The sequence below is a fragment of the Desulfonauticus submarinus genome, assembly GCF_900104045.1.
GTDB lineage: Bacteria > Desulfobacterota > Desulfovibrionia > Desulfovibrionales > Desulfonatronovibrionaceae > Desulfonauticus > Desulfonauticus submarinus.
Genome location: NZ_FNIN01000001.1, coordinates 254,440 through 277,860, shown reverse-complemented (window position 1 = coordinate 277,860; position 23,421 = coordinate 254,440). Strand labels below are relative to the sequence as shown.

The 23,421-nt window shown below is 29.8% G+C and carries 14 protein-coding genes; 10 read left to right on the top strand and 4 right to left on the bottom strand.

Annotated features, from left to right (window positions below):
• The first annotated feature begins 167 nt into the window (after positions 1–167).
• The 8 genes from BLP60_RS01305 (at position 168) to BLP60_RS01265 (ending at position 15,133) form a co-directional block, all read left to right on the top strand.
• Positions 168–1,817 carry a type I restriction-modification system subunit M gene (locus BLP60_RS01305; RefSeq protein ID WP_092062187.1) on the top strand — a complete coding sequence of 550 codons (1,650 nt, stop codon included), beginning with the start codon at positions 168–170 and terminating at the stop codon, positions 1,815–1,817.
• Positions 1,814–3,244: an RNA-binding domain-containing protein gene (locus BLP60_RS01300; protein ID WP_200779091.1), complete on the top strand. Its 1,431-nt coding sequence runs from the start codon at positions 1,814–1,816 to the stop codon at positions 3,242–3,244. The genes BLP60_RS01305 and BLP60_RS01300 overlap by 4 nt, the downstream gene beginning before the upstream one ends.
• A 169-nt stretch (positions 3,245–3,413) precedes the next feature.
• Entirely contained in the window at positions 3,414–4,730 is a 1,317-nt protein-coding gene (locus BLP60_RS01295; protein WP_092062184.1) for a phosphoribosyltransferase-like protein, read from the top strand.
• A gap of 145 nt (positions 4,731–4,875) precedes the next feature.
• Positions 4,876–5,994: a reverse transcriptase family protein gene (locus tag BLP60_RS01290; RefSeq protein ID WP_092062181.1), complete on the top strand. Its 1,119-nt coding sequence runs from the start codon at positions 4,876–4,878 to the stop codon at positions 5,992–5,994.
• Positions 5,985–7,139 (top strand): restriction endonuclease subunit S, encoded by a 1,155-nt coding sequence (locus BLP60_RS01285; protein WP_092062178.1) that lies wholly within the window; start codon positions 5,985–5,987, stop codon positions 7,137–7,139. The genes BLP60_RS01290 and BLP60_RS01285 overlap by 10 nt, the downstream gene beginning before the upstream one ends.
• 14 nt (positions 7,140–7,153) lie before the next feature.
• Complete coding sequence (locus tag BLP60_RS01280; protein ID WP_092062175.1) at positions 7,154–10,168, top strand: TrlF family AAA-like ATPase; 3,015 nt, start codon at positions 7,154–7,156, stop codon at positions 10,166–10,168.
• Positions 10,169–10,390: 222 nt separating this feature from the next.
• On the top strand, positions 10,391–11,614 hold the full coding sequence (locus tag BLP60_RS01275; protein WP_159427666.1) for an ATP-binding protein: 1,224 nt from the start codon (positions 10,391–10,393) through the stop codon (positions 11,612–11,614).
• A 321-nt stretch (positions 11,615–11,935) separates the two neighbouring features.
• Positions 11,936–15,133 (top strand): type I restriction endonuclease subunit R, encoded by a 3,198-nt coding sequence (locus BLP60_RS01265; RefSeq protein ID WP_092062169.1) that lies wholly within the window; start codon positions 11,936–11,938, stop codon positions 15,131–15,133.
• 30 nt (positions 15,134–15,163) lie between these two features.
• Here the strand turns inward: BLP60_RS01265 and BLP60_RS01260 are convergent, their stop codons facing one another.
• From BLP60_RS01260 to folK, 4 genes are all read right to left on the bottom strand, one after another.
• Complete coding sequence (locus BLP60_RS01260; protein ID WP_092062166.1) at positions 15,164–17,068, bottom strand: hypothetical protein; 1,905 nt, start codon at positions 17,066–17,068, stop codon at positions 15,164–15,166.
• Positions 17,069–17,087: 19 nt separating this feature from the next.
• Positions 17,088–18,560: a mechanosensitive ion channel family protein gene (locus tag BLP60_RS01255; RefSeq protein ID WP_092062163.1), complete on the bottom strand. Its 1,473-nt coding sequence runs from the start codon at positions 18,558–18,560 to the stop codon at positions 17,088–17,090.
• A gap of 413 nt (positions 18,561–18,973) precedes the next feature.
• On the bottom strand, positions 18,974–19,228 hold the full coding sequence (locus BLP60_RS01250; RefSeq protein ID WP_092062160.1) for a transcriptional regulator: 255 nt from the start codon (positions 19,226–19,228) through the stop codon (positions 18,974–18,976).
• A gap of 35 nt (positions 19,229–19,263) precedes the next feature.
• A complete protein-coding gene (gene folK / locus BLP60_RS01245; protein WP_092062157.1) occupies positions 19,264–19,785 on the bottom strand; it encodes a 2-amino-4-hydroxy-6-hydroxymethyldihydropteridine diphosphokinase in 522 nt (173 codons plus the stop codon).
• A 46-nt stretch (positions 19,786–19,831) separates the two neighbouring features.
• Here folK and xerD point away from each other — a divergent pair, with 46 nt between their 5' ends.
• Positions 19,832–20,722, top strand: a complete 891-nt coding sequence (gene xerD / locus BLP60_RS01240) for a site-specific tyrosine recombinase XerD (protein ID WP_092062154.1) — start codon at positions 19,832–19,834, stop codon at positions 20,720–20,722.
• Positions 20,723–20,727: 5 nt separating this feature from the next.
• Positions 20,728–23,400 carry a CBS domain-containing protein gene (locus BLP60_RS01235; protein WP_092062151.1) on the top strand — a complete coding sequence of 891 codons (2,673 nt, stop codon included), beginning with the start codon at positions 20,728–20,730 and terminating at the stop codon, positions 23,398–23,400.
• The last annotated feature ends 21 nt before the right edge of the window (positions 23,401–23,421 follow it).

Genomic DNA, 23,421 nt, shown 5'->3' with positions numbered 1-23,421 from the left:
AGAAGAGTATAAATTTTTAAGATCACAATCTGTGAGCTCAAGTGGGGGTGGCAGAAGATATCTTCCCTACGTCTTTACATATAGGGAGTTGCAATGCTTTTTAGCGTGCTGAGAAGTAAAACAGCAGTAAAAGTTAGCATAAAGATTATGAAAGTATAGGAGGAAATATGAGAAAAAAAATAAATAATAATAAAACTCTTTCTTTGGAACAAAAACTATGGAAAGCAGCAGATAAACTTAGAAAAAATATAGATGCTGCTGAGTATAAACATGTAGTGCTAGGCCTTATTTTTCTGCGTTATATATCAGATGTTTTTGAACATTTGTATGAAAAATTAAAAGCAGGTGAAGGGGAATACGCAGGAGCTGACCCTGAAGATATAGATGAATACAGAGCAGAAAATGTATTTTTTGTCCCTCCTAAAGCAAGATGGAATTATTTAAAATCCAATGCAAAAAATCCTGAGATTGGCAAACTTATAGATGAGGCAATGGAAGTCATAGAAAAAGAAAATTCATCCCTAAAAGGAGTGCTTCCAAAAGTATATGCAAAAGGAAATATTGATTCAATTTCCCTTGGTGGACTCATTGATGAATTTAGCAATATTGCCTTTGATGAAGCCAAAAAAAGAAGTGCTGATATATTTGGACATGTATTTGAGTATTTTTTAGGGGAATTTGCCCTGCAAGAAGGTAAAAAAGGAGGGCAATTTTATACTCCAAGAAGTGTTGTTGAACTTTTAGTTGAGATGCTTGAACCTTATAGAGGCAGAGTTTTTGACCCTTGCTGTGGATCAGGGGGAATGTTTGTTCAATCAGAAAAATTTGTAAAACAACATCAGGGCAGGGTTGATGACATTTCAATTTTTGGTCAGGAAAGCAATCAAACCACATGGCGTCTTTGCAAAATGAACCTTGCCATACGACAGATTGATTCAACTCAGGTCAAATGGAATCCTGAAGGCTCTTTTTTAAATGATGCCCACAAAGACCTAAAAGCAGACTTTGTAATAGCCAATCCTCCGTTTAATGATAGCGATTGGAGCGGAGATCTTGTGAGAAAAGATGTGCGGTGGAAATATGGTATTCCACCAGAAGGAAATGCAAACTATGCCTGGATTCAACACTTTATTTTTCATCTTGCGCCTTATGGAAAAGCAGGTTTTGTTCTTGCAAAAGGTGCGCTTACAACAAAGCAAAAAGCAGAATATGAAATAAGAAAAAATCTAATAGAAGATGATCTTATTGATTGCATCGTAAATCTGCCCCCTAAACTCTTTTTAAATACCCAAATTCCAGCCTCTTTATGGTTTATTAGAAAAAACAAGAAGACCAGAAAAGGCGAGATTCTTTTTATTGATGCAAGGGAGATGGGAAAACTTATAAATCGTAGAAACAGAATTTTAACACAAGAAGATATAAAAGTAATCGCTACTACATATCACCTGTGGCAGAAAGAATTTTCGGATGACGATTTGCTATTTAAGGATTTTGAGAAAGATAATATTAATTTTAAAGAATGGAAAGACCTCTTATTAAATCGTCAATCGAAAATCGAAAATCTTCAATATATTGATATTAAGGGCTTTTGCAAGTCCGCAACCATTGAGCAGGTAAGAGAACTGGACTATGTGCTTACACCTGGCCGTTATGTGGGACTTCCCAATGATGAAGAAGATTTTGACTTTGAGGAGAGATTTTCAAAACTTAAAGCAGAATTTTTGGAGCAGTTGAAAGAAGAAGAGAGGCTAAATAAACTGATACTTAAAAATCTGGGAAAAATAGAAATAGATATAGAAAAAGAAGGGGTAAAATGACAGAACAAGATGTCATAAAACTAATTCAAATGGGTGAATGTATAAACATTGAATTCAAAGAGAGTAAAAAGGCTGTTAATAAAGATGTTTATCAGACCATTTGTGCATTTCTAAACCGTATTGGCGGACATATTCTTCTGGGAGTTAAAGATAATGGCAAAATTGTGGGCATTGATCCTGAATTTGTAATTAAGATAAATAAAGAAATAATAACCTCTGCCAATAACCCACAAAAAATTAACCCTCCAGTTTCTTTGCTTGCAGAGGATATTATTGTTGAAGGAAAACATTTAATTATTGTTACAGTTCCAGAAAGCTCACAAGTACACAGATGTAATGGAAAGATTTATGATAGAAATGAAGATGGAGATTTTGATATAACAAATCACACGGACACTGTTGCCATGCTTTACATGAGAAAACAATCAAGTTTTTCGGAAAACAAAGTCTATCCGTACCTAACACTACAAGACTTTAACGAAAAAGTGATTGATAAAGTTAAGAAAATGATAAAAGCATGGAATTCCAACAGTCCTTTGCCAGAAATGGACAACTTTACAATGTTAAAAAGCCTTGGTTTTTATCAAAAGGATGCTAATACAGGCAAAGAAGGCTTTACTCTTGGAGCCTTGCTTCTTTTTGGAATGGACGAAGTAATTTACTCAACACTGGCTTATTACAAAACTGATGCAATAGTGCGAAAAGAAAACATTGACAGGTACGACGACAGGGAAATCGTAAACACAAACCTGATAGATTCCTTTGAAATACTCATGCAGTTTATAAGAAAACACCTTCCCGATCCCTTTTACCTTGAAGATAATGTTCACAGAGTTTCCTTGAGAGATAAAATTTTTAGAGAAGTTATAGGCAACATCCTTATACACAGGGAATATTCAAGCCCTTATCCTGCCAGGCTTGTTATTGAAAAAGAGCGCGTGGTCACGGAAAATGCAAATAGAGCTTACGGTTTTGGTCACATCACGCCTCAGAATTTCACAGCGTTTCCGAAAAATCCAAAAATTGCAAGAGTTTTCAGAGAAATAGGAAGGGCTGATGAGTTGGGATCCGGCGTAAGGAACATCTTTAAGTACACTCCAATTTATTCAAAAGGCGGACAACCTCAACTGATAGAAGGCGACATATTTAAAATCATTATTCCCCTTGTGCCTAATAGGACAGAGAAAACTACCCAGAAAACTGTGGAAAAGAGTTCGGAGAAAAGTTCGGAGAAAAGTTCGGAGAAAAGTTCGGAGAAAATAATAGCCTACATGAAAGAGAATAAAAACATTACTATATCGGAACTGTCCCAAAATCTTAAAATTTCAACTAGAGCAGTGGAGAAACAGATTGCCAGACTTAAAAAACAAGGCAAAATCAGAAGAGTAGGATCTGACAAAGGCGGATATTGGGAGGTTTTGGATTGAGGAAGAATTACGATTTTCGATTACAGATTTACGATTTGTAGATTTATTATGGAAACAAAGAGATTTTTTAATAGAAAAACAGGCTATGGCATTTAAAAGGAGATAGGAGTATTAGAAATGAGTGAAAAATTGCCGAAGGACTGGAAAAGGGTGAAGTTGGGGGAGGAAAATGTTATTATCTGAAACTGACCTTGGGAAGAAATATATAGAACAATTTGATAGGGAAGATCAACAGATAGCAAAGAAATTTATAGATAGTTTAATTATTATATCCGAACATAGGTTTTTAAATGAATTAAGTACTGCTCTTGATGAATTGACAAAACATTCCACAAATTTACCTGCGGCTTTGTATCCAGTCTTTGAAAAAAAGAAAAATACTTCTTCTTTTTTTCAAGAAGATGGTACTCCTCATATGTCTGAAGCTAGCCATGTAGGTTCGGAAGGGATATTACAAAAATTTTGCAGGGATTATGCTACATCAAAGAAAAATGTCTATTTCAATTTAAGCTTGAAAGAACTAAAAGAAAAGAAGATTAGAAGTATTATATGTGTTGATGATATAATTGCTTCTGGAAAAAGAATGAGAGAATTTATAGAATGGATTTATGGAAATAAGACTATAAAAAGCTGGTATTCTTTTAAATGGATAAAGTTTTTAATAGTAACTTATGCTGTTACAGAAAAAGGATTAAAGGGCAATTACTTATATAATAATGATACAAAGACAAATGCAGAAAGAAAGAAAAGATCAAAGGATATTATTAGAACACTAAATATTATTCCAGATGAACAAATTAAATTCAATATAAAATTAAATGATGGTAGAAGTTTTTGGATATCTAAAGATAAAAACGAAATAATAAGACTATGTTATAAATATGCTAAAAAATATAATATTCCAGAGAAATGGATATTGGGATTTAATAAGACTTTTTCAACCATAATTTTCCCTCATAGTGTTCCTAATACTACACCTGGGATAATCTGGTGGGGAAAAAATCAAAAATGGAAACCTCTTTTCCCTAAAAATGTTTTTCCTGCTCAGATTATTGATTTAACAAGGTTAAATTTAAGTAAGGTAGAGGAATCTTTAAAGAAATTAGGATTTGACGATAATAAGTTTAATTTTGATGCTTTTTTAAAGGCTCAAAGTGAAGACTCAAAAAGATTGTTTTTATTCTTATTATGTTTGTCAAAGAAAAAAAGAAGAATATCTATTATTTCAGAAGTGATGGAACTCCCTATAATTTATGTTGAGAAGTTGCGAGATAAATGCCTTGAATACAATTTGATAACATCTAACTTAATTCTTACAAAGCAAGGTAGAAATATACTAAAATCAATAAAAAAACATATGAAGAAATCCCAAGAAAATATTTGCATTATTAAAGAAGAATATTATTATCCTATGTCATTGAGGGGATTAACTGCTTTATCTAGTAAAACTACCTCTTTGGAAAATGGAGGTAGAAATGACTGTTAATTTAACGGTCTGGGGATTTGGATTACCAAATCTCTGTAGAAAAGCGGGTGCTTGCGGACTAAGGCATGATGTTGTGCCGCCTTCGGCCGCTCGATGTCTCGCTTTGTCACAACATCATATCTTACCTCTCAGGAGGTCAAAGTAGATGAAGCGTTGGTCCCCTCATTTATATAAAATTTATGGTAAAAAAAATAAGAAAGATGACAAACTTATTGAAAATGCTTTAAATCAAGCAGATATCCTCCAAAATAGAAATTTGCCAGTAGTTCTAACTTTAGGTCATCTTGCAAGACATACTGATATACCTTATCAAACATTACGAAAATTAGTAGCAAGACAAGTAAATGCTTACAGAATTTTTCGAATAAGAAAGAGAAGTTCAGGATATCGTGTGATTTGTGTTCCTAATAAAGATTTATTAAAAGTTCAAAGATGGATTGACAAATTTATATTAAGTAATCTTGAAAGTAGCCCGTATAGTTATGCTTTTGAGGAGGGACAATCTATAGTTGATTGCGCTTCACAGCATTTATCTTGTAGATGGTTGATCAAAATAGATTTGAGAAATTTTTTTGAGTCTCTCTCAGAAATTCAAGTATATAGAGTTTTTAAAGTGGCTGGTTATAATAATTTAGTTTCTTTTGAAATGGCAAGATTGTGTACAAAGCAGTCAAAATCAGGATGGAAACTTTATAATCCATATTGGAAAAGTTATCCGAGAGAAAAAATTCCTCTATATAATGCAGATGTCATTGGCCATTTACCTCAAGGAGCACCAACAAGTCCAAAATTATCAAATCTGATAATGAAAAACTTAGATTTTGAAGTTAATAATATCGCTCAAAAATTCTCTCTTGTTTATACCCGATATGCAGATGACATGATTTTTTCAACAATAGATAGTTCTTTTGATTATAAAAAAGCAAAATGTTTTATAAAAGATATTTTCAACATTTTACCTAAGCATGGGTTATTACCTAATCGTCAAAAAACTAAAATTATTCCACCTGGTGGCAGGAAAATTGTTTTGGGACTTCTAGTTGACTCAGAAAAGGTAAGATTGCCAAAAGATTTTAGGAATAAACTGGAATGTCACTGGTATTATTGTACAAAGGATATTACACAACATGCTGAGAAGCGAGGCTTTAAAAGTTACCTGAGTATGCAGTATTATATAAAAGGTCTTATATCGTTTGCTAGGCAAGTTGATAGTGATTTTGTGGAGAAATTGAAGAAAAAGTATGGAGAAATAAAATGGCTTTAAATTATAATATAATACCTAATGGGTGGAGAAGGACAAGGTTGGGAGATATAGTAAATTTAAATTATGGTAAGTCATTACCTGAAAAGAAAAGACTTAAAGGCAATGTGCCTGTTTTTAGCTCTGCTGGTATAACAGGGTGGCACAATGAAGCCTTGGTAAATTCAAAGGGAATAATAATTGGAAGAAAAGGAACTATCGGAAAAGTGTATAAGTCTGATATTCCGTTTTATCCAATAGATACAACATACTATATATTACCCAATGAAAAATACGACTTTGATTTTTTATATTATTTGTTGCTAAATCTAAATTTAGAAGAATTAAATGAAGATAGTGCAGTCCCAGGTTTAAACAGAAACACTGCTTATTCTTTAGAAATAATTATCCCCGAATCTATTAATGAACAACGCGCCATTGCCTCTGTCCTCTCCTCTCTTGACGACAAAATAGACCTCCTCCACCGTCAGAACAAAACCCTCGAAGCCATGGCGGAAGCTCTGTTCAGAAAGTGGTTTATCGAAGAGGCAAAGGAGGATTGGGAATATAATACACTTGAAAACTATGTTAAAGTATACAGAGGTGTTTCATATAAAAGTAGTGAATTAAATAATTCCAAAGTTGCTTTAGTTACTTTAAAAAATTTTGGGAGAGATGGTTCATTAAGATTTGATGGTTTTAAAGAGTACACTGGCAAATATAAAGAAGAACAGGTAGTTAATTCAGGAGATTTGGTAGTAGCTCAAACGGATATAACCCAAAATGCAGATATTATTGGTAATCCTTTATTGATATTTAATTTATTAGGGTATGAAAAATTGATAATATCCACTGATGTACTTAAAATTGAACCTAAGAATGATTGGTTTAGCAAAGAATTTTTATATTATTTAATGCGAACAAGGCTATTTAAAGAACATTGTATTGGATTTTCCAATGGTTCTACGGTATTGCATTTAAGCAAGGATGCTATTCCTAACTTTGATTTTTTTGTTCCTCCCAAGGAAAAAATAGTTTTTTTTACAAAAAAAGTTAAAGGGTTCATTGATAAAATTAATGTAAACTTAATCCAAATCCGCACATTAGAAAAACTCCGTGACACATTACTACCCAAACTAATGAGCGGAGAGGTGAGGGTGAAATTTTAGAGGGAGGTTAAGTTATGAATAATTATTTAAGAGGCTCTGAATGGCGTAAATGGGATTTGCATGTGCATACACCTGTTGATCATGAATGGATCAACAGACCTGATTTATCATCAGAGGAAAACAAAAAACAATTTGCAAAACAATATATTTCATTTGCATTGCAACAAAATCTTTCAGTTTTGGGTATAGTTGATCATAATTTTTGTAATAATTTAGATGATTCCTTACTTCCTTATATTAAGAAAGAAGCAGAAAATAACCATATTACCATTTTACCGGGATTTGAAATTACTGCAAGAGAAGGAAGTGGGATCCATTTGCTAATTTTGTTTCCAGAAAATACTGATATTTCCAGAATTAAAAGTGTAGTTGATCAATGTTTTAGTCCTGGGGAAACTCTTATTCCTAATAACGGAAATATTCCAGTAAGCAATAAAACTATTGATGAAATAAAAGAAATAATAGATGAAGCAAACCTTGATTCGATTTTTATCTTTGCTCATGCAGATAGAGAAAATGGTGTATTGAACCCCGACACTATTAGAGGAACAAGGAGAGTCCAAGAATGGCATAAAGATTTTATAAATATTACACAAATTTCAAAGAAAATATTTGAGTATCCCGAAAATACTTTTATGTATAAAGTAATACATGGTATTGATACGAATTATAAAAGAAATATGACATATATAAATGCTTCAGATTGTAGAACCATTAATCCTTCGGATGCTGCAGAAGGACGATATTACTTAGGACAAAAATTTGTGTGGATAAAAGCCGATCCTACATTTGAAGGATTAAAACAAATAATATATGAGCCAGAAGACAGGGTATCCTTTGAAGAACCTGAATTATTGAAGCGAGTTAATGAAAACAAAACAAAATTTATAAAGTCATTAAAAATCAATCAGATTGCTGGATATGATGAAAGGCATGGTATTTGGTTTAAAAATATAGATATTCCATTCAATCCAGGTCTTGTTGCAATAATTGGAAATAGAGGAAGTGGCAAAAGTGCAATTGTAGATATCTTGGGATTGTGCGGTAATTCACATCAAAATAATGATTTCTCTTTTCTCAGAAAAGATAGATTTCTTAATAAAGGACTTGCTAAAAATTTTGACGCGAGCTTGGAATGGTTTGACGGTTCCATAATAAAAAAGAACTTATTCGAAGAATCGGATTTAGCCTCACCTGAGAGAGTAAGATATCTTCCTCAAAGTTTTTTTGAGAAGTTAACAAATGAAATTGAAGAAAGGGAATTTCCTAAAACATTAGAAAATATTGTTTTTAGTCATTTACCGGAGGAGCAGAAATTAGGTAGAAGTTCATTCCAAGAGTTAATAAAATTTAAACAAGAAACAATAGAAAAAGAAATAAAACTTATTCTTGACGAGATTGATCAATTAAATGAGAAAATAATTGATTTAGAAAAGAAACAGCATCCAGATTACAAAAAAGAATTAAAAGAAAAATTAGTATTAAAACAGAAAGAACTGGAAGAACTTGAAAAAAATAAACCAAAAGAAGTAAAAAATCCTGCGGTAGATACTACTATTTCAGAAGAACAAAAAAAATATTATGAAGATTTAAAGCAATTAAAAGAAAAAATAAAAGAAATTGAAGATGAAATACACAAAAATAGAGAAACACTTAACAATTTAATGTTGGAACAAGAAGAACTTGAACAACTATCTAAAAATTTAAAATTAGAGAAACAACGAATTGAAAGATTTAAAGACGAAAATAAACATAAATTCGAAAAATTTGGCTTAAAGATTGAAGAAATAATAAATATAAAAATAGATACTCGAAAATTGGAACAAATAATCAAAGAGAAAAATGAACAGATAAAAGCTATTAAAGAACTTCTTCTTTCTGACAGTGAAATAGGAGAAATGGAAATAGAAGAAGAAGAAAAAGCTAGACTGAAAAAAGAAAGTTTAATTGTAAGGAAAAATGAAATTAATATACAAATACAAAAAATTAATGATAAATTATCTGAGCCAGAAAAAAGATATCAGGAATATTTAGAAAAACTAAAAAAATGGCAAATGGATAAAAATGCAATATTGGGAAATGAATCTAAGACGGACACTATAGAATGGTTAAAGAAACAAATAAGATTTATTGATTCCGAATTAGACAGTAGATTAAATAAGTTAAGAGAACAAAGGATAGAAAAGGCAATAAAGATATATGAAAAGAAAAATGAATTAGTAGAAATATACAAACAATTTAAAAAGGCAGTTGATGACAAAATAGCCAGTCATAGAGAGATACTTTCAGATTATGAAATAATCATAGAAGCAGCATTGAATATTAACAATGAATTTATTAACAAGTTTCTCTCATTCATAAACCAAAAATTAAAAGGAAGTTTCTGCGGTAAAGAAGAGGGAGAGGCTTTATTAAAAGAAAAATTAAATGATATTGATGTAAATTTAAAAGACAACATTGTAAATTTTTTGAAAGATGTAATTAACTTATTAGAAGTTGATCACAGAGAGCCTTTTAAAGAAAAAGATGAAAAAGAAAAAAGGAGATATATTTTTGAGCAAGTCAAAGAATTAAAAAATTTTTATAACTATCTTTTCTCGCTGGAATATATTGAGCCTATTTATGAACTAAAATTAGGATCAAAAAGTATATCCCAGTTGTCTCCTGGTGAAAAAGGGGCATTGTTAATTGTTTTTTATTTAATGTTAGATAAGGATAATATTCCATTAATAATAGACCAACCTGAAGAAAATTTAGACAACGAGAGTATATATAAAATCCTAACAAAATTTATCAGATTGGCAAAACAACGAAGACAATTGATAATGGTTACTCATAATCCCAATTTAGCTATAGTAGGAGATGCAGAGCAAATAATTTTTGTTAATATTGACAAAAAGAATGGAAATAAATTCAGCTTTGAGTCAGGTTCTATTGAGAATCCTGTTATCAATAAACATGCTTCTAATATACTAGAAGGCACCTTAAAAGCATTTGATATTCGCAGATTAAAGTATTTTAAACATTGAGGAATACAAGAATGCTAAACCTTAACAAAAATTTAATCAGACACAATACAATATTATCGGAATATGTGGTAATTCCGAATCATCTCCACGGTATTTTGTGGTTTATGAAATACATAGGTGATCTCAACTATGACTATAGTCACAATTTTTAGCAAAAAAAATTGATTTTATTCCTAAAATATTGTATATATTTCTATAGAAAATAGAATGGAGTCAAGATATATGGGGTTAAAATTGGAATTTTTGCTAAAATTATCAAGGGGTAAAATAGAAGGCATAAACATAAAAAACAAAAGATATCTTTATGAAAAAATAGATTTAAACAATAAGCTAATAGCAATATTAGGAGCAAGGGGCACTGGAAAAACCACTTTAATGCTGCAACTAATTAAAGAAAAGTACAAACTATCAGAAACAATCTATCTTACACTGGATCATATCTTTTTTCTTGAGAATAGATTGATTAATGTTATTGAAGATTTCTACACAAAATACGGGATAAAAAATTTTTTTCTTGATGAAGTTCATAAATACAAAAATTGGCAGCAGGAAATTAAAAATATTTATGATTTTTATAATGATGTTCAAATTATTGTTTCTGGAAGCTCAAGTATAAACATAAAACAAGCTAAATATGATCTTTCAAGAAGATGTGTCACCTATTTTTTAAACGGTCTTTCTTTTAGAGAGTTTTTGAATATAAAATATGATGAGAACTATAAACCTTATGATTTTAAAGAAATAGTAGAAAACTATCAGGATATGGCATTTAGCATTGCTGAAAATAGTAAAATCCTCCTGGATTTTCAGGAATATTACAAATATGGATACTATCCTATATATTTTGAAAATAGCAAAGCTATAGTTTCTAAAGTAATAAATATGTATGAGAAGGTCATTTATGAAGATATTGTTGAAGTTACAAGTTTAAATACAGAAAATTTAATTGTTTTAAAAAAACTAATATACTTTATAGCAACCATGCAACCAGGAGAGATTAATATAAATAACCTTAGCAAAAATTTGAAAAAGGACAATAAGACCATTATAAATTTTATTACCAAACTGGAAGATGCAAGGTTGTTGAATCTATTGTTTAAAGAAGGTATTGCTAGCACTATGATAAGAAGCCCGAAAAAAATCTATATTGAAAATGGGACATTGTATAATGCAATAAATGAAGAAATTAGAAACAATACAAATATTGGAAATTTAAGAGAACTAATATTTGTAAGTCAAGTAAAAAACTCTAATTATAATATAAGATATAGTAAAGAGGTCGGAGATTTTATAGTGGATGACAACTATTATTTTGAAATAGGCGGGAAAAACAAAAGCAAGAAACAGATAAAACAACAAAAAGATAAGGCGTTCATAGTAAAAGATGATGTTTTATACGCGGAGAAGGGCGTAATACCGTTGTATTTGTTTGGTTTTTTATATTAACCAAAAATATTGAAAAGGAAAAACTGTGGTGATAATAACAAAGAAACACATCCACCATCGCCGTTCCATTCGATTAAAGAATTACGATTATTTCCAACCTGGGTTGTATTTTATTACCATTTGCACACAAAATAAGACCAATTTATTTGGTAAAATTATTGATAATAAAATGATTTTAAATATTGCGGTAAAAATGGTGGATAAAATAACGAATATGGCAGCGGAACTACTATGAACACATTATAAGAGATGAAAAAGATTATCTCAGTATTAAACAATACATTGAAAATAACCCCTTAAAATGGAAGGAAGATAAATATTATGTCTAAATTAATTGAAAATGATATTGAACAACTTACCATAGAACTTCTTCAATCCCTTGGTTGGGATTACATCTTTGGACCTGACATTGCTCCTGACTGTGAAAATCGCCATTCGCAAATCGCCAATCGTCAATCTTTTTCCGATGTTTTGTTATTTGATGTTTTAAAATCCTCTCTTATGCGCATAAATCCTGATATTCCTGAAGATGCAATTGATGATGCCATAAAACAGATTCAAAACATAAACACGCCCAATTTAATTGCAAACAACGAACTTTTTCACAGGATGCTCACACAGGGAATAAATGTTATTTACAGAAAAAATGGAGAGGAAAAAGGCGACATTGTCTGGCTTATTGATTTTGAACACCCTGAAAACAATAAATTTTTGGTTGTAAATCAATTTACAGTAATTGAAAATAATATAAATAAGCGTCCTGATGTTGTTCTTTTTATAAATGGAATTCCTGTTGTTGTTATTGAGCTTAAAAATCCAGCTCATGAGGATACAACCATAAAATCAGCCTTTAATCAGCTTCAAACATATAAACAGACAATTCCTTTGCTTTTTACCTATAATGAAATCCTTGTAATTTCAGATGGTCTTGAAGCAAAGGCTGGGAGTTTGTCAGCAGGATTTGACCGCTTTATGGCCTGGAAATCCATTGATGGGAAAAGAGAAGCCTCTTATCTTATGAGTCAGCTTGAGGTGTTAATCAAAGGGCTTTTAAACAAAGAGACAATCCTTGACTACATTAGGTTCTTTGTTGTTTTTGATAAAACCAAAAAACAGGACAAGTCAGGACAGACAACTGTAAAAATAACCAAAAAGATTGCAGCATACCATCAATATTATGCTGTAAACAAGGCAGTTGAATCCACAATAAGGGCATCAGGCAGAAAAAATAACCTGTTACTAAAGGAATCTCCAGCCTCTTATGGGCTTGCTGATGTAAAAAAGCAACCCAAAGGAGACAAAAAAGCAGGTGTTATTTGGCACACTCAAGGCTCAGGAAAATCCCTTTCCATGGTATTTTATACTGCCAAAATAGTGAGACTTCTTGATAATCCCACAGTTGTTGTAATCACAGATAGAAACGACCTTGATGATCAGCTTTTTGATACATTTGCTGCCTCAACACAAATTTTAAGGCAAGAGCCCATACAGGCAGAAAGCAGAGAGCATCTAAAAAACTTACTTAAGGTGGATGCTGGAGGAATTGTTTTTACTACAATTCAAAAGTTTTGGCCTGAAGAGGGCAACATCTATGAAACACTATCACAAAGAGATAATATAATTGTAATGGTTGATGAGGCACACAGAACCCAATATGGGTTTAGAGCAAAAATAGATAGAAATAGCGGGGAAATAAAATATGGTTTTGCAAAATATTTAAGGGATGCTCTCCCAAACGCCACATACATTGCCTTTACTGGAACGCCAATTGAAAAGACTGACAGAAACACACCAGCGGTTTTTGGCAACTACATAGATATTTATGATATTTCCCATGCTGTTGAAGATGGTGTTACAGTTCCCATCTATTATGAAAGCCGCCTTGTAAAAATAAATCTTACAGAAGAAGGTAAAAAATTAATTAAAGAGTTTGAAGAAGAGCTTGAACAAGAGAATCTCTCAGATATGGAAAAGGCAAAAACCAAATGGGCAAAACTTGAAGCCCTAGTAGGCAGCAAATCACGCATAGAGCAAATTGCAAGAGATATTGTGAACCATTTTGAGCAAAGGTTTGAGGTAATGGATGGAAAGGGTATGGTGGTGGCAATGACAAGGAGGATTGCAGCAAGGCTTTATAATGAAATTGTAAAACTTCGCCCAGGCTGGCACAGTGATGAGCTAAAAAAAGGTGTTATAAAACTTGTAATGACCACTTCTTCATCTGATGAGCCTGAAATAGCAAAATTTCATTTAACAAAAGAACAGAGAAGGATAATTGCTGACAGATTCAAAGATCCAGAAGATGAGCTGAAATTGGTAATTGTAGTTGATATGTGGCTTACAGGCTTTGATGTGCCATCTCTTCACACCATGTATATAGACAAACCAATGAAAGGTCACACACTAATGCAAGCTATTGCAAGGGTAAACAGGGTATATAAAGATAAAACAGGCGGACTTATTGTAGATTATCTTGGAATTGCAGCGGATTTAAAGGAGGCTCTTTCTTTTTATGCTGAAAGTGGTGGCAAGGGAGACCCTGCCAAGCTCCAGGAAGAAGCAGTAAAGATAATGCTTGAAAAATATGAAATAGTTAAGGATATGTTTTTTGGTTTTGATTACAAAAGATATTTTAATGCCAATACTTCAGAAAAACTTTCAATAATACTTGAGGCTGAAGATTTTATTTTAGGACTTGAAAATGGAAAACGTAAATTTATTGATGCAGTATCTGCCCTATCAAAAGCATTTGCAGTGGCAATTCCTCATCCAAAGGCCCTTAAAATAAAAGAAAAAGTTGCTTTTTTTCAGGCAGTAAAATCAAGACTTATAAAATTTAATAGAAATGAAAGTGCAAAAACAACAGAGGAAATTGGAACCGCTATAAAACAGATAATAGATAAAGCAATTGCGTCGGATGGGGTAATAGATATATTTGATGCAGCAGGTCTTAAAAAGCCTGATATTTCCATACTTTCTGATGAATTTTTAGAAGAAGTAAAATCAATGAAGCAAAAAAACATTGCCATAGAGGTGCTTAAAAAACTAATAAATGATGAAATAAAGGGAAGGATAAAGACAAATCTTGTAAAAAGCCGTTCCTTAATGGAATCTCTGGATAGTCTTATTAAAAAATACAACAACAAGTTATTGACTGCAGCAGAGGTAATAGAAGAGCTTATAAAACTTGCAAAAGAGATAAAAGAATCTGACAAGGAACCTAAAGAACTTGGGCTTAGTGAATATGAGTATGCTTTTTATACTGCTGTTGCGAATAATGAGAGCGCAAGAGAGCTTATGGGCAAAGAAAAATTAAGAGAGCTGGCCATAGTGCTTTTTGACAGGGTGAGGAAAAACACCTCTATTGATTGGACAATAAGAGAAAGCGCAAAGGCAAAATTAAGGGTAATAGTAAAAAGGACTTTAAGGCAGTTTGGCTATCCACCAGATATGCAAAAACTCGCAACAGAAACAGTATTAAAACAAGCAGAAGTAATTGCAGATGAAATTGTTTTATAATTTTATTTTTAAGTGTAGTTATTAATTAAATTAATATACCCATTGAAAAGAAAATTGTTGTTTAGTTTTTAAGGCATCTAAGCGTTGTTTAGCAGCTTGTTTTTGAGATTTTCTGTCTGCACCTTTTATTACAAGGTTATATAAATTTTTAGCCATTTCAAAGTTTTTATGCTTTTCGCTTAATTGAGCGGCTCTATAAAGGGCAGTAATAGCCCAGATATGTTCTTTGGGATAAAAATATCCTAACTCTAAATATTTTTCAATTGCTTCTTTATCTTTTGCTTGGAGTTGATAAGTTTCAGCTAACCAGAACAAAGCTTCTGCTTTTAAAGAAGAGGGTAGTTTTTTAAAAGTTAAAAGATTTGTGAAAATGGTTTCAGCTAAGGCTAATTTTCCTAAGCGTTGTGCTAATAATCCCAATTTTAAAATTTTTAAAGGCGGGAGACTAGAATTTTTAATATCTACTCCTAAAGATAATAAATTCATATAGGTAGCTAAGGCTTGCTCTGGTTTATTTAAATCCATTAAAATACCTGCTTTTGCTTTTAATAACTCAATTTTTTGCTGTTCAGTAAGAAGATTTGGTTGAATTTTTTGCAAATAATTCCAAGCAAGCTCTTTTTCCCCTTTTTTATATACATATTTTGCTAAATAAAGATGAGCCTTTTGACCTAAAGGAGAGAGTGGATACAGGAAAGATAATTTATAATTATTTTCATATGTTACTCTTTTTTCTTGAAGTGATTGTTTAATTGCATAGTAATAACCTACAGGAGAGTAGATATGTTTTATGGAGTTCCAAGGATAGTCTATTGATAAATTAAAACCGCTTAATTTGAGAATATACTTGAAAAATGTTTTAGAATAGGGAAGGTCGATTTTATTAAAATCTATATTTAAATGGTCAATAGAAGTAGCAAGCATTAATTTTGGTGAACTCATATCTTGAATATTTATTTCGTTTAATTTATCATATTTATCGTTAAAAAATAAAAAACATAAATAAATTTTTTCTAATTCTTTTTTTGTTTCACCTTCTATAAAAAGAGACTGTAATTGATTTCTTATTAGTTCTAAAGATTCTTCTAAATTATAATTATTTAATTTTTCTATAAAAACTTTTATTTTTTCATTTTTAAAAATAAATTTATCTTCTTTAAATTTTTTAATATCTTCGCAAAACAAAACATTAAATATATTTGTATTGTTATTTGCTTTTAAAAATAAATTATCAACAAACTGTTTAATTTGTTTATCTTTTATTTTATTATAAAAATTATCCATAAGATTATTTAAATGTAAATAATGAGCTAAAATGAGTTTTATAAAAATTTTATTTTCATTATTAAGGGCAATGAGGGATTTAATATTTTGCTGATTATTTTCTAATTTTTTTTGTAAAAAGCTAAAAACACGTTTTTTGGGCCAAAGGGTAGTTGCAAATTTTAAAATTTTAGACCATTTTTTAGTATTAGGATTTATTTCTGACCAATATTCATTTAAACACGTACATTCAAAAAATAACTCCAAGTTAGGTTCTTGTTTTAATAGTTTTTTAATATCTTTATAAGATAAAAAATCCTGCAGACAAGAATAGGCAAAAACAGAATCAAAATATTTTAATTCTGCTCTTAAAGTTCTAGCCCAAATTAGATATGCTTTAGCCTTTTCTTTTTTAGAAAGTTTATTAATTATTTTTTGCTGAGAGATAAAAATTTTTTCTATTTCATTAAATCTTTTTAAATTAAAACAAGATGTCAAATAGGGAACAATGTTTTCTGAAGTTGTAAATGGCTGTTTATTTATAAATAAATTATAAGCTCCAATCTTGTATAACCATAAATCAAAATTTTGATTAGGACTTGTTTTTGTCCACCCAATAGTTGCTATAAATATGCTAATACCTATACAAAAATAACAAATTTTTTTTTTCATTTAAAACCTCTTTAAAACTTTAAAGTAAGTGAAATATATTTTTAAATTTTTTCCACAAGTTTTCCTTATTCGTTTCAGAAAATTTATTTTCTTGAAAAGATTTTTGTCTCTGTTCAAAAATTTCCTGAATATTTTCTAACAACTGTTTGTTTTGAGATAAAATCATTCTAAAACCTTCTCTATCAACAATAAGACATTCAACTTTATCCAAGGCAATAACATCTGCACTTCTGGGTTGACCAGTAAGCAAAGACATTTCTCCAAAAAAATCTCCTTGTTTTAAAATAGATAGAGTAGTGGTTTTATCTTTAACTTCTACACGTCCTTTTATAATAAAATACATTTCTGTATCTTTTTCTCCTTTTTTAATAATAAAATCTTTTGGATTAAATGTTTTTATATAAGATGATTCAATTAAAAGTTTTAAGGCTTGCTTTGATAAATTTTTGAACAAAATAGAAGAGGCAATAAGATTTTCTATTTCAGAATAATCTGTAATTTTCTCCTTTCCTCTGAAGAAAATATATTTTGGCAAAGATACTTCTATATTATGACGTTTAAATTGATACCAAATAGATGTTAGAACTTCGTCTTGTATTTGTCTATATTGTTCAAGATTATAAATATAATAGCCTATTCTATAAATAATACGAAAATTTTCATATCGTAAAATAGCAATTCTTGGTTTAGGATTATTTGCTATTCCAGAAACAGTATTTAAAACTTCTAAAATAGATCTTTTTACTTTTACAGGAGGAATGTTTAAATCCACTCCAATTTCTACTGCTCTAAAAATTTTTGGAAGAGGCCGACTATAATTAATTAAGGTATCTCTAGATATACTATTGTTTGGAATCAAAATATAATCAAAACTAATTGTTTGAATTTTTGTATAACGCCAACTTATTTCAACTACTCGTCCTTCAAATTCTTTTACTTTAATCCAGTCTCCTAAAGAAAAAGGTTTTTCTATTTGAATTAATAATCCTGAGATTAAACTTCCTATGGTATCCTGCATAGAAAGGCCAATTACACCTGTTAAAATAGCAGAAGAAGTTAAAATAGAGCCAGGATCAATATTAATAACTTCTTTTAAAAAAATTATGAATAAAACACCAAAAGCAATTAATTTAGTTAAGTCTATAAAAATATGATTTACTTTTTGTTTTTTAATTTTATTTAAATAAATATTCACAAATAAACCATTTAAAAAAGAGTTAAAAAGCATCCAAATTAAAAATAAATTTAGTCCAAATAAGTACTTAGAATAGATATGTTTTGAATCAATGAAAAATTTATCAAGATAATTTGCAATAAAAATTAAACCTAGCCATTTTAGGAATTCTAGATTTTGTTTAAGACTTTCTTTTTTTACACAACTTTTTAATAAAAAACTTGCCAAAAAATAGCTTAAAATCAAAAAGGATAAGAACCACCAAATAGATTTTAAATGAGAAACCAAAAAAGAAGATAAAAAATTTTGAATAAACATAGGTAAAAATTTACCTATTTTAAGAAAAACAGTCAATCAATGAGATTAGATTGGCTATTTTCTAACTTTGTTTTTGAAAAATGAGGGAAGGTAGTGGTTTGTTCAAAATTAAGAAACATTTTAATGTTAAAGTTTACATAATTTACATTATGAGACAAAAAATAAATCGAAATTTAGGTCTAAAAAGGATCTCAGGTGGCGTGTTTTTACGGGGCTGATATGAAGTTGTTTGGATGTTGATAATAATTTAAATTCAGTAAGATAGATGTGCTTTTGAAAGTTTAACTTTAATTCTTAAATTGAGAATAATTCGGAGAAAAAATAAAAATCGGAGAAAAAATAAAAAAAGGAAGGTCTTCAGACCTTCCTACTGGGTTGGTTTGTTTTATGAGAAAAAAATTAAAAATATATTTTTATTTCTCTAATTGTTTTAAAAATTTATCTCTACATTCATAACTACAGAAACATTCTACCTTTTCTCCGATTCTAACTCGTATATCACTATTTTTAGGTACAAAAGTCCCGCAAATTGGATCTTTTACCATTTCTCCGCTAGGGACTTTTGTATTTTCTTTGTTTTGAAATGTTTGCTGTTTCTTTTTTTTATCATTAGTAATTAGTTTAAATAAAATATAGATTGCGGCTATGGTTAGTAATAACTTAAACATTTCAACTCCTTTGCCTGTTTTTTAAAAGTTAAACTTTAATAATTTTTTTGCCAAATTTTTTTGCCTAAAAGTTTATAATCAAGCTGATTTAAATAAAAAACAATTGGTTGGTCAAACAACTTTATATTTGGTTCAATTTCTTGTAAAGGAATTAAGACAAAAGCTCTTTTGGTAATTTTAGGGTGAGGTAAAAATAATTTAGAATCGTTTAAAATTTTGTTCCCATAAATTAAAATGTCTATATCTATAGTTCTGGGACCATATTTTTCTTTTCTTACTCTACCCATTTCTTGTTCAATCTTAGAAGTAAATTTTAATAAATTTTTAGGATCAATATGAGCAGGTACATAAAACTTTAACACCTGATTAGCAAACCAAGGTTGGTTCAATTTTTCTTGAGGTTCTGTCCAATAAATTTTAGACTCTTTTACAAATATCAAAAAACGTAATGAACAAAGCCTTTTTTTAGCGTTTTTTAAATATAAAATAGATTTTCCCAAATTAGAGCCCAAGCCAATATAAAGGCTTAAATAGCTAGGTTGATAACTAAATTCCATTTTTAAGTTATAATATTAGCTGCCTTAAAGAGCAAGGGAATTACAAATGATAAAAAAATATATTCAAAGCTTTGGACATTATTTACTTGCCATTAGGGGCTTGTCGCCTCAAACTGTTAAATCTTATTTACAAGACCTTGAATGTTTTATTCTTTTTTTAGAAGAAAAAAATATTATACAACTTTCTGAAATTTCGGAAGATATTTTGTTTTTATATTTAATTTTTCTGCGTCAAAAAGGCTTAAAAAGCCGAAGTCTAGCTAGGCATTTAGCATCATTGCGTAATTTTTTTGGATACTTACAAGAAAATAATTTTTTAGAAGAAAATCCCGCCCTTTTTTTAGAAAATCCTAAACTTCCTAAATTATTACCCAAAGTTTTATCTTTAGAAGAAGTAAAAACACTTTTATCTATTCCTAATTGCTCTACTTCACTTGGTTTTAGAGACAGAACTATTTTAGAAATTTTATATGCTGGTGGCCTAAGGGTATCTGAATTAATTAATTTAAAAGTATTAGACTTTGATTCTAGCGTGGGCATTTTAAAGGTTTTAGGAAAAGGAAATAAAGAACGTTTGGTTCCCCTTCACACAGAGGCTCAAGGATATTTAGATGAATATCTAAAGAATATTAGACCTCTTTTTAAGCCAAAAGAGCCTTTTATTTTTTTAAATCGTTCAGGCAAAAAATTAAGCAGACAAGGTGTTTGGAAAATGATAAAAAAATATGCTTTAAAAGCTAATTTATCTAAAGATATTTCTCCACATATTCTTAGACATTCCTTTGCTACTCATCTTCTGGAAGGTGGAGCAGATTTGAGAACTGTTCAAATATTATTAGGACACGCAGATATTACTGCGACAGAAATTTATACTCATATAAATTCATTACGATTAAAACAGCTTTACTCTACCCTACATCCCCGAAATGAGGATTAACTGCAATGCAAAAAAATAAATTAAAACCTAAGATAGTTATTACCTGTCATAATAATGCTGATTTCGATGCTTTGGCTGCTATGGTAGCGGCTAAAAAATTATACCCAAATAGTGTTTTAATTTTTCCTGGTTCTCAAGAAAAAAGCTTGCGTAATTTTTTTATTGAATCTGCAAGCTATTTATATAATTTTAAAACTATTAATGATATTATTCCTGAATCTGTAGAAACCTTAGTGGTTGTAGACACACGCCAGACAAGTCGTTTGGACCATGTCAAAAAAATATTAAAAAATAAAGAATTAGAAATACATATATTCGATCATCATCCTTCTTCTGAAGAAGATTTGGAAGCTGACTTTATTGAATATAAACCCTGGGGCTCTACTACCACAATTATTGTACTTAAATTAAAAGAGAAAAATATATCTATTACGCCAGACGAAGCAACTTTATTTGGACTTGGTATATATGAAGATACTGGATCTTTTACTTTTAATTCAACTACTCCTTATGATTTTATAGCTGCTTCTTGGTTAAGAGAACAAAAAATGGATGTGAATACAATTGCTGAATTTATACATAAAGAATTAAGTGCTGAACAAATATTTATTTTAAATAACCTTATCCAAAATGCTTCTAAACATCATATTAATGGAATAGATATTGTAATTACGGAAGTTTCTTTAGAAGAATATGTGGGAGATTTTGCCCTACTTGTTCATAAATTTATGGAAATGGAGAATATAAAAGTTCTTTTTGCTTTAGGAAGAATGAACGACAGAGTACATTTAGTGGCAAGAAGTAAATTAAAAGAAGTTGATGTAGGAAAAATATGTAATTATTTTGGTGGAGGTGGACATACATTTGCCGCATCAGCTTCTATTAAAAATAAAACTTTGAATCAAATTAAAGAAGAGCTTTTTGCTATTTTATATTCTAAAATTAATCAGCAGATTTCGATTAAAACTTTAATGTCTACTCCCCCTATTTTTCTAGAAAGCAATAAAACTTTAGAAGAAGCAGCAAAGTTAATGACTAGATTGGGTTTAAAAGCGATCCCAATAGTACAGCCTAACACAAAACATTGTGTCGGCATTTTAGAACATCAACTAGCACATAAAGCAGTAATTCACAATTTAGGAAATTTAGTGATTCAAGATTATATGCAAAGAAATATACAAGTTGTGAGTCCTAATTCTTCTTTACATAAAATAGTTGAAATTATTTTAGAACACAAACAAAGATTAGTTCCTGTAGTAGATGAAAAAAAAGAATTACTTGGAGTTTTTACTAGAACAGATTTGATTAATTTTTTAGTTCAAGAATCTATTCCAATATCTGAAGATTTATTTAAAAATGGAAAAAAGAAAGAAAAAAATATCAAATTTTTATTAAAAGAAAAGCTTTCTACTGAATTTTTTAATATTATTACTACTGCAGGCAAAATAGCAGAAGAAATGGGATATCAAGTATATATGGTCGGAGGCATTGTCCGAGATATATTACTAAACTTCCCTACTCTTGATTTAGATTTAGTAGTAGAAGGCGATGGCATTGCTTTTGCTCAAAAATTAGCCCAAATTTTTAAAGGTAGAATAAAAAGTCATAAAAAATTTAAAACAGCTGTTATCATTCTATCCAGTGGACAAAAGATAGATGTAGCTACAGCAAGATTAGAATATTATGAGTATCCTGCAGCCCTTCCTACTGTAGAATTATCTTCTTTAAAAATGGATTTATATAGGCGAGATTTCTCTATTAATACTCTAGCAGTTCATTTAAACCCTAGTAGGTTCGGAAAATTAATAGATTTTTTTGGAGGACAAAGAGATTTAAAACAAAAGAAAATTAGAGTTTTACACGCACTAAGCTTTATTGAAGATCCTACTCGCATTTTAAGGGCAGTTCGTTTTGAACAACGCTTTAATTTTCATATAGGAAAACAAACTTTTAGGCTTATAAAAAATGCGTTGAAATTAGATATACTAAATAAAGTTTCAGGTAATAGAATATATCAAGAGTTAATTTTAATTTTTAAAGAAAAAAAGAGTATACAGTGCTTATTCAAATTACAAGAATACAATATTTTAAAGTCAATTCATCCTTTATTAAATCTTACGGAAAATTTGCAAAATCTTTTCTTAGAGATTAATAATATATTAAATTGGTATAATCTATTATACTTAAATGAAAAGGTAAAAATAGAATTATTATATTTTTTAGTACTACTTTCAAATTTAAAATATGAAGATACTAAAAAAGTTATCAGTAGATTAAATTTTTCCAAAAAACAAAAAGACATATTTTTTGAATTAAGAGAAAAAACAAAATTTTGCCTTATTGAATTTGATAGATATCCTAAAAAGTATATAACTAAAATTAGCAAACTATATTTGCTTTTAGATGATATACCTATAGAAGGGATTTTATTTATTATCGCAAAAATTAAGAATGAAGAATTAAGACAAAAAATTGCTATTTATGTTGCTAAATTTAGACGTATTAAATTAGCTATAAGTGGTAAAGATCTTATTGCTCTTGGATTAAAACCAGGACCGATTTTTGGCGAAATTTTAAAAGAAGTAAAACAAATTTCTTTAGATAATCAAATTTATGACAAACAATCCCAATTAGAATTAGCTAAGAAACTCATTGATCGGAAAAAAATAACTTTTTAAATAGAGAACAAACCTAGTTCC

Excerpts from the sequence above, each read along its gene's own strand:
- BLP60_RS01295 (WP_092062184.1), top strand. The coding sequence starts at position 3,414 with ATGTTATTATCTGAAACTGACCTTGGGAAGAAATATATAGAACAATTT.
- BLP60_RS01275 (WP_159427666.1), top strand. The coding sequence starts at position 10,391 with ATGGGGTTAAAATTGGAATTTTTGCTAAAATTATCAAGGGGTAAAATA.
- BLP60_RS01255 (WP_092062163.1), bottom strand. The coding sequence starts at position 18,560 with ATGTTTATTCAAAATTTTTTATCTTCTTTTTTGGTTTCTCATTTAAAA.
- BLP60_RS01250 (WP_092062160.1), bottom strand. The coding sequence starts at position 19,228 with ATGTTTAAGTTATTACTAACCATAGCCGCAATCTATATTTTATTTAAA.
- folK (WP_092062157.1), bottom strand. The coding sequence starts at position 19,785 with ATGGAATTTAGTTATCAACCTAGCTATTTAAGCCTTTATATTGGCTTG.
- xerD (WP_092062154.1), top strand. The coding sequence starts at position 19,832 with ATGATAAAAAAATATATTCAAAGCTTTGGACATTATTTACTTGCCATT.
- BLP60_RS01290 (WP_092062181.1), top strand. The coding sequence starts at position 4,876 with ATGAAGCGTTGGTCCCCTCATTTATATAAAATTTATGGTAAAAAAAAT.
- BLP60_RS01300 (WP_200779091.1), top strand. The coding sequence starts at position 1,814 with ATGACAGAACAAGATGTCATAAAACTAATTCAAATGGGTGAATGTATA.
- BLP60_RS01285 (WP_092062178.1), top strand. The coding sequence starts at position 5,985 with ATGGCTTTAAATTATAATATAATACCTAATGGGTGGAGAAGGACAAGG.
- BLP60_RS01305 (WP_092062187.1), top strand. The coding sequence starts at position 168 with ATGAGAAAAAAAATAAATAATAATAAAACTCTTTCTTTGGAACAAAAA.
- BLP60_RS01265 (WP_092062169.1), top strand. The coding sequence starts at position 11,936 with ATGTCTAAATTAATTGAAAATGATATTGAACAACTTACCATAGAACTT.
- BLP60_RS01280 (WP_092062175.1), top strand. The coding sequence starts at position 7,154 with ATGAATAATTATTTAAGAGGCTCTGAATGGCGTAAATGGGATTTGCAT.
- BLP60_RS01260 (WP_092062166.1), bottom strand. The coding sequence starts at position 17,068 with ATGAAAAAAAAAATTTGTTATTTTTGTATAGGTATTAGCATATTTATA.
- BLP60_RS01235 (WP_092062151.1), top strand. The coding sequence starts at position 20,728 with ATGCAAAAAAATAAATTAAAACCTAAGATAGTTATTACCTGTCATAAT.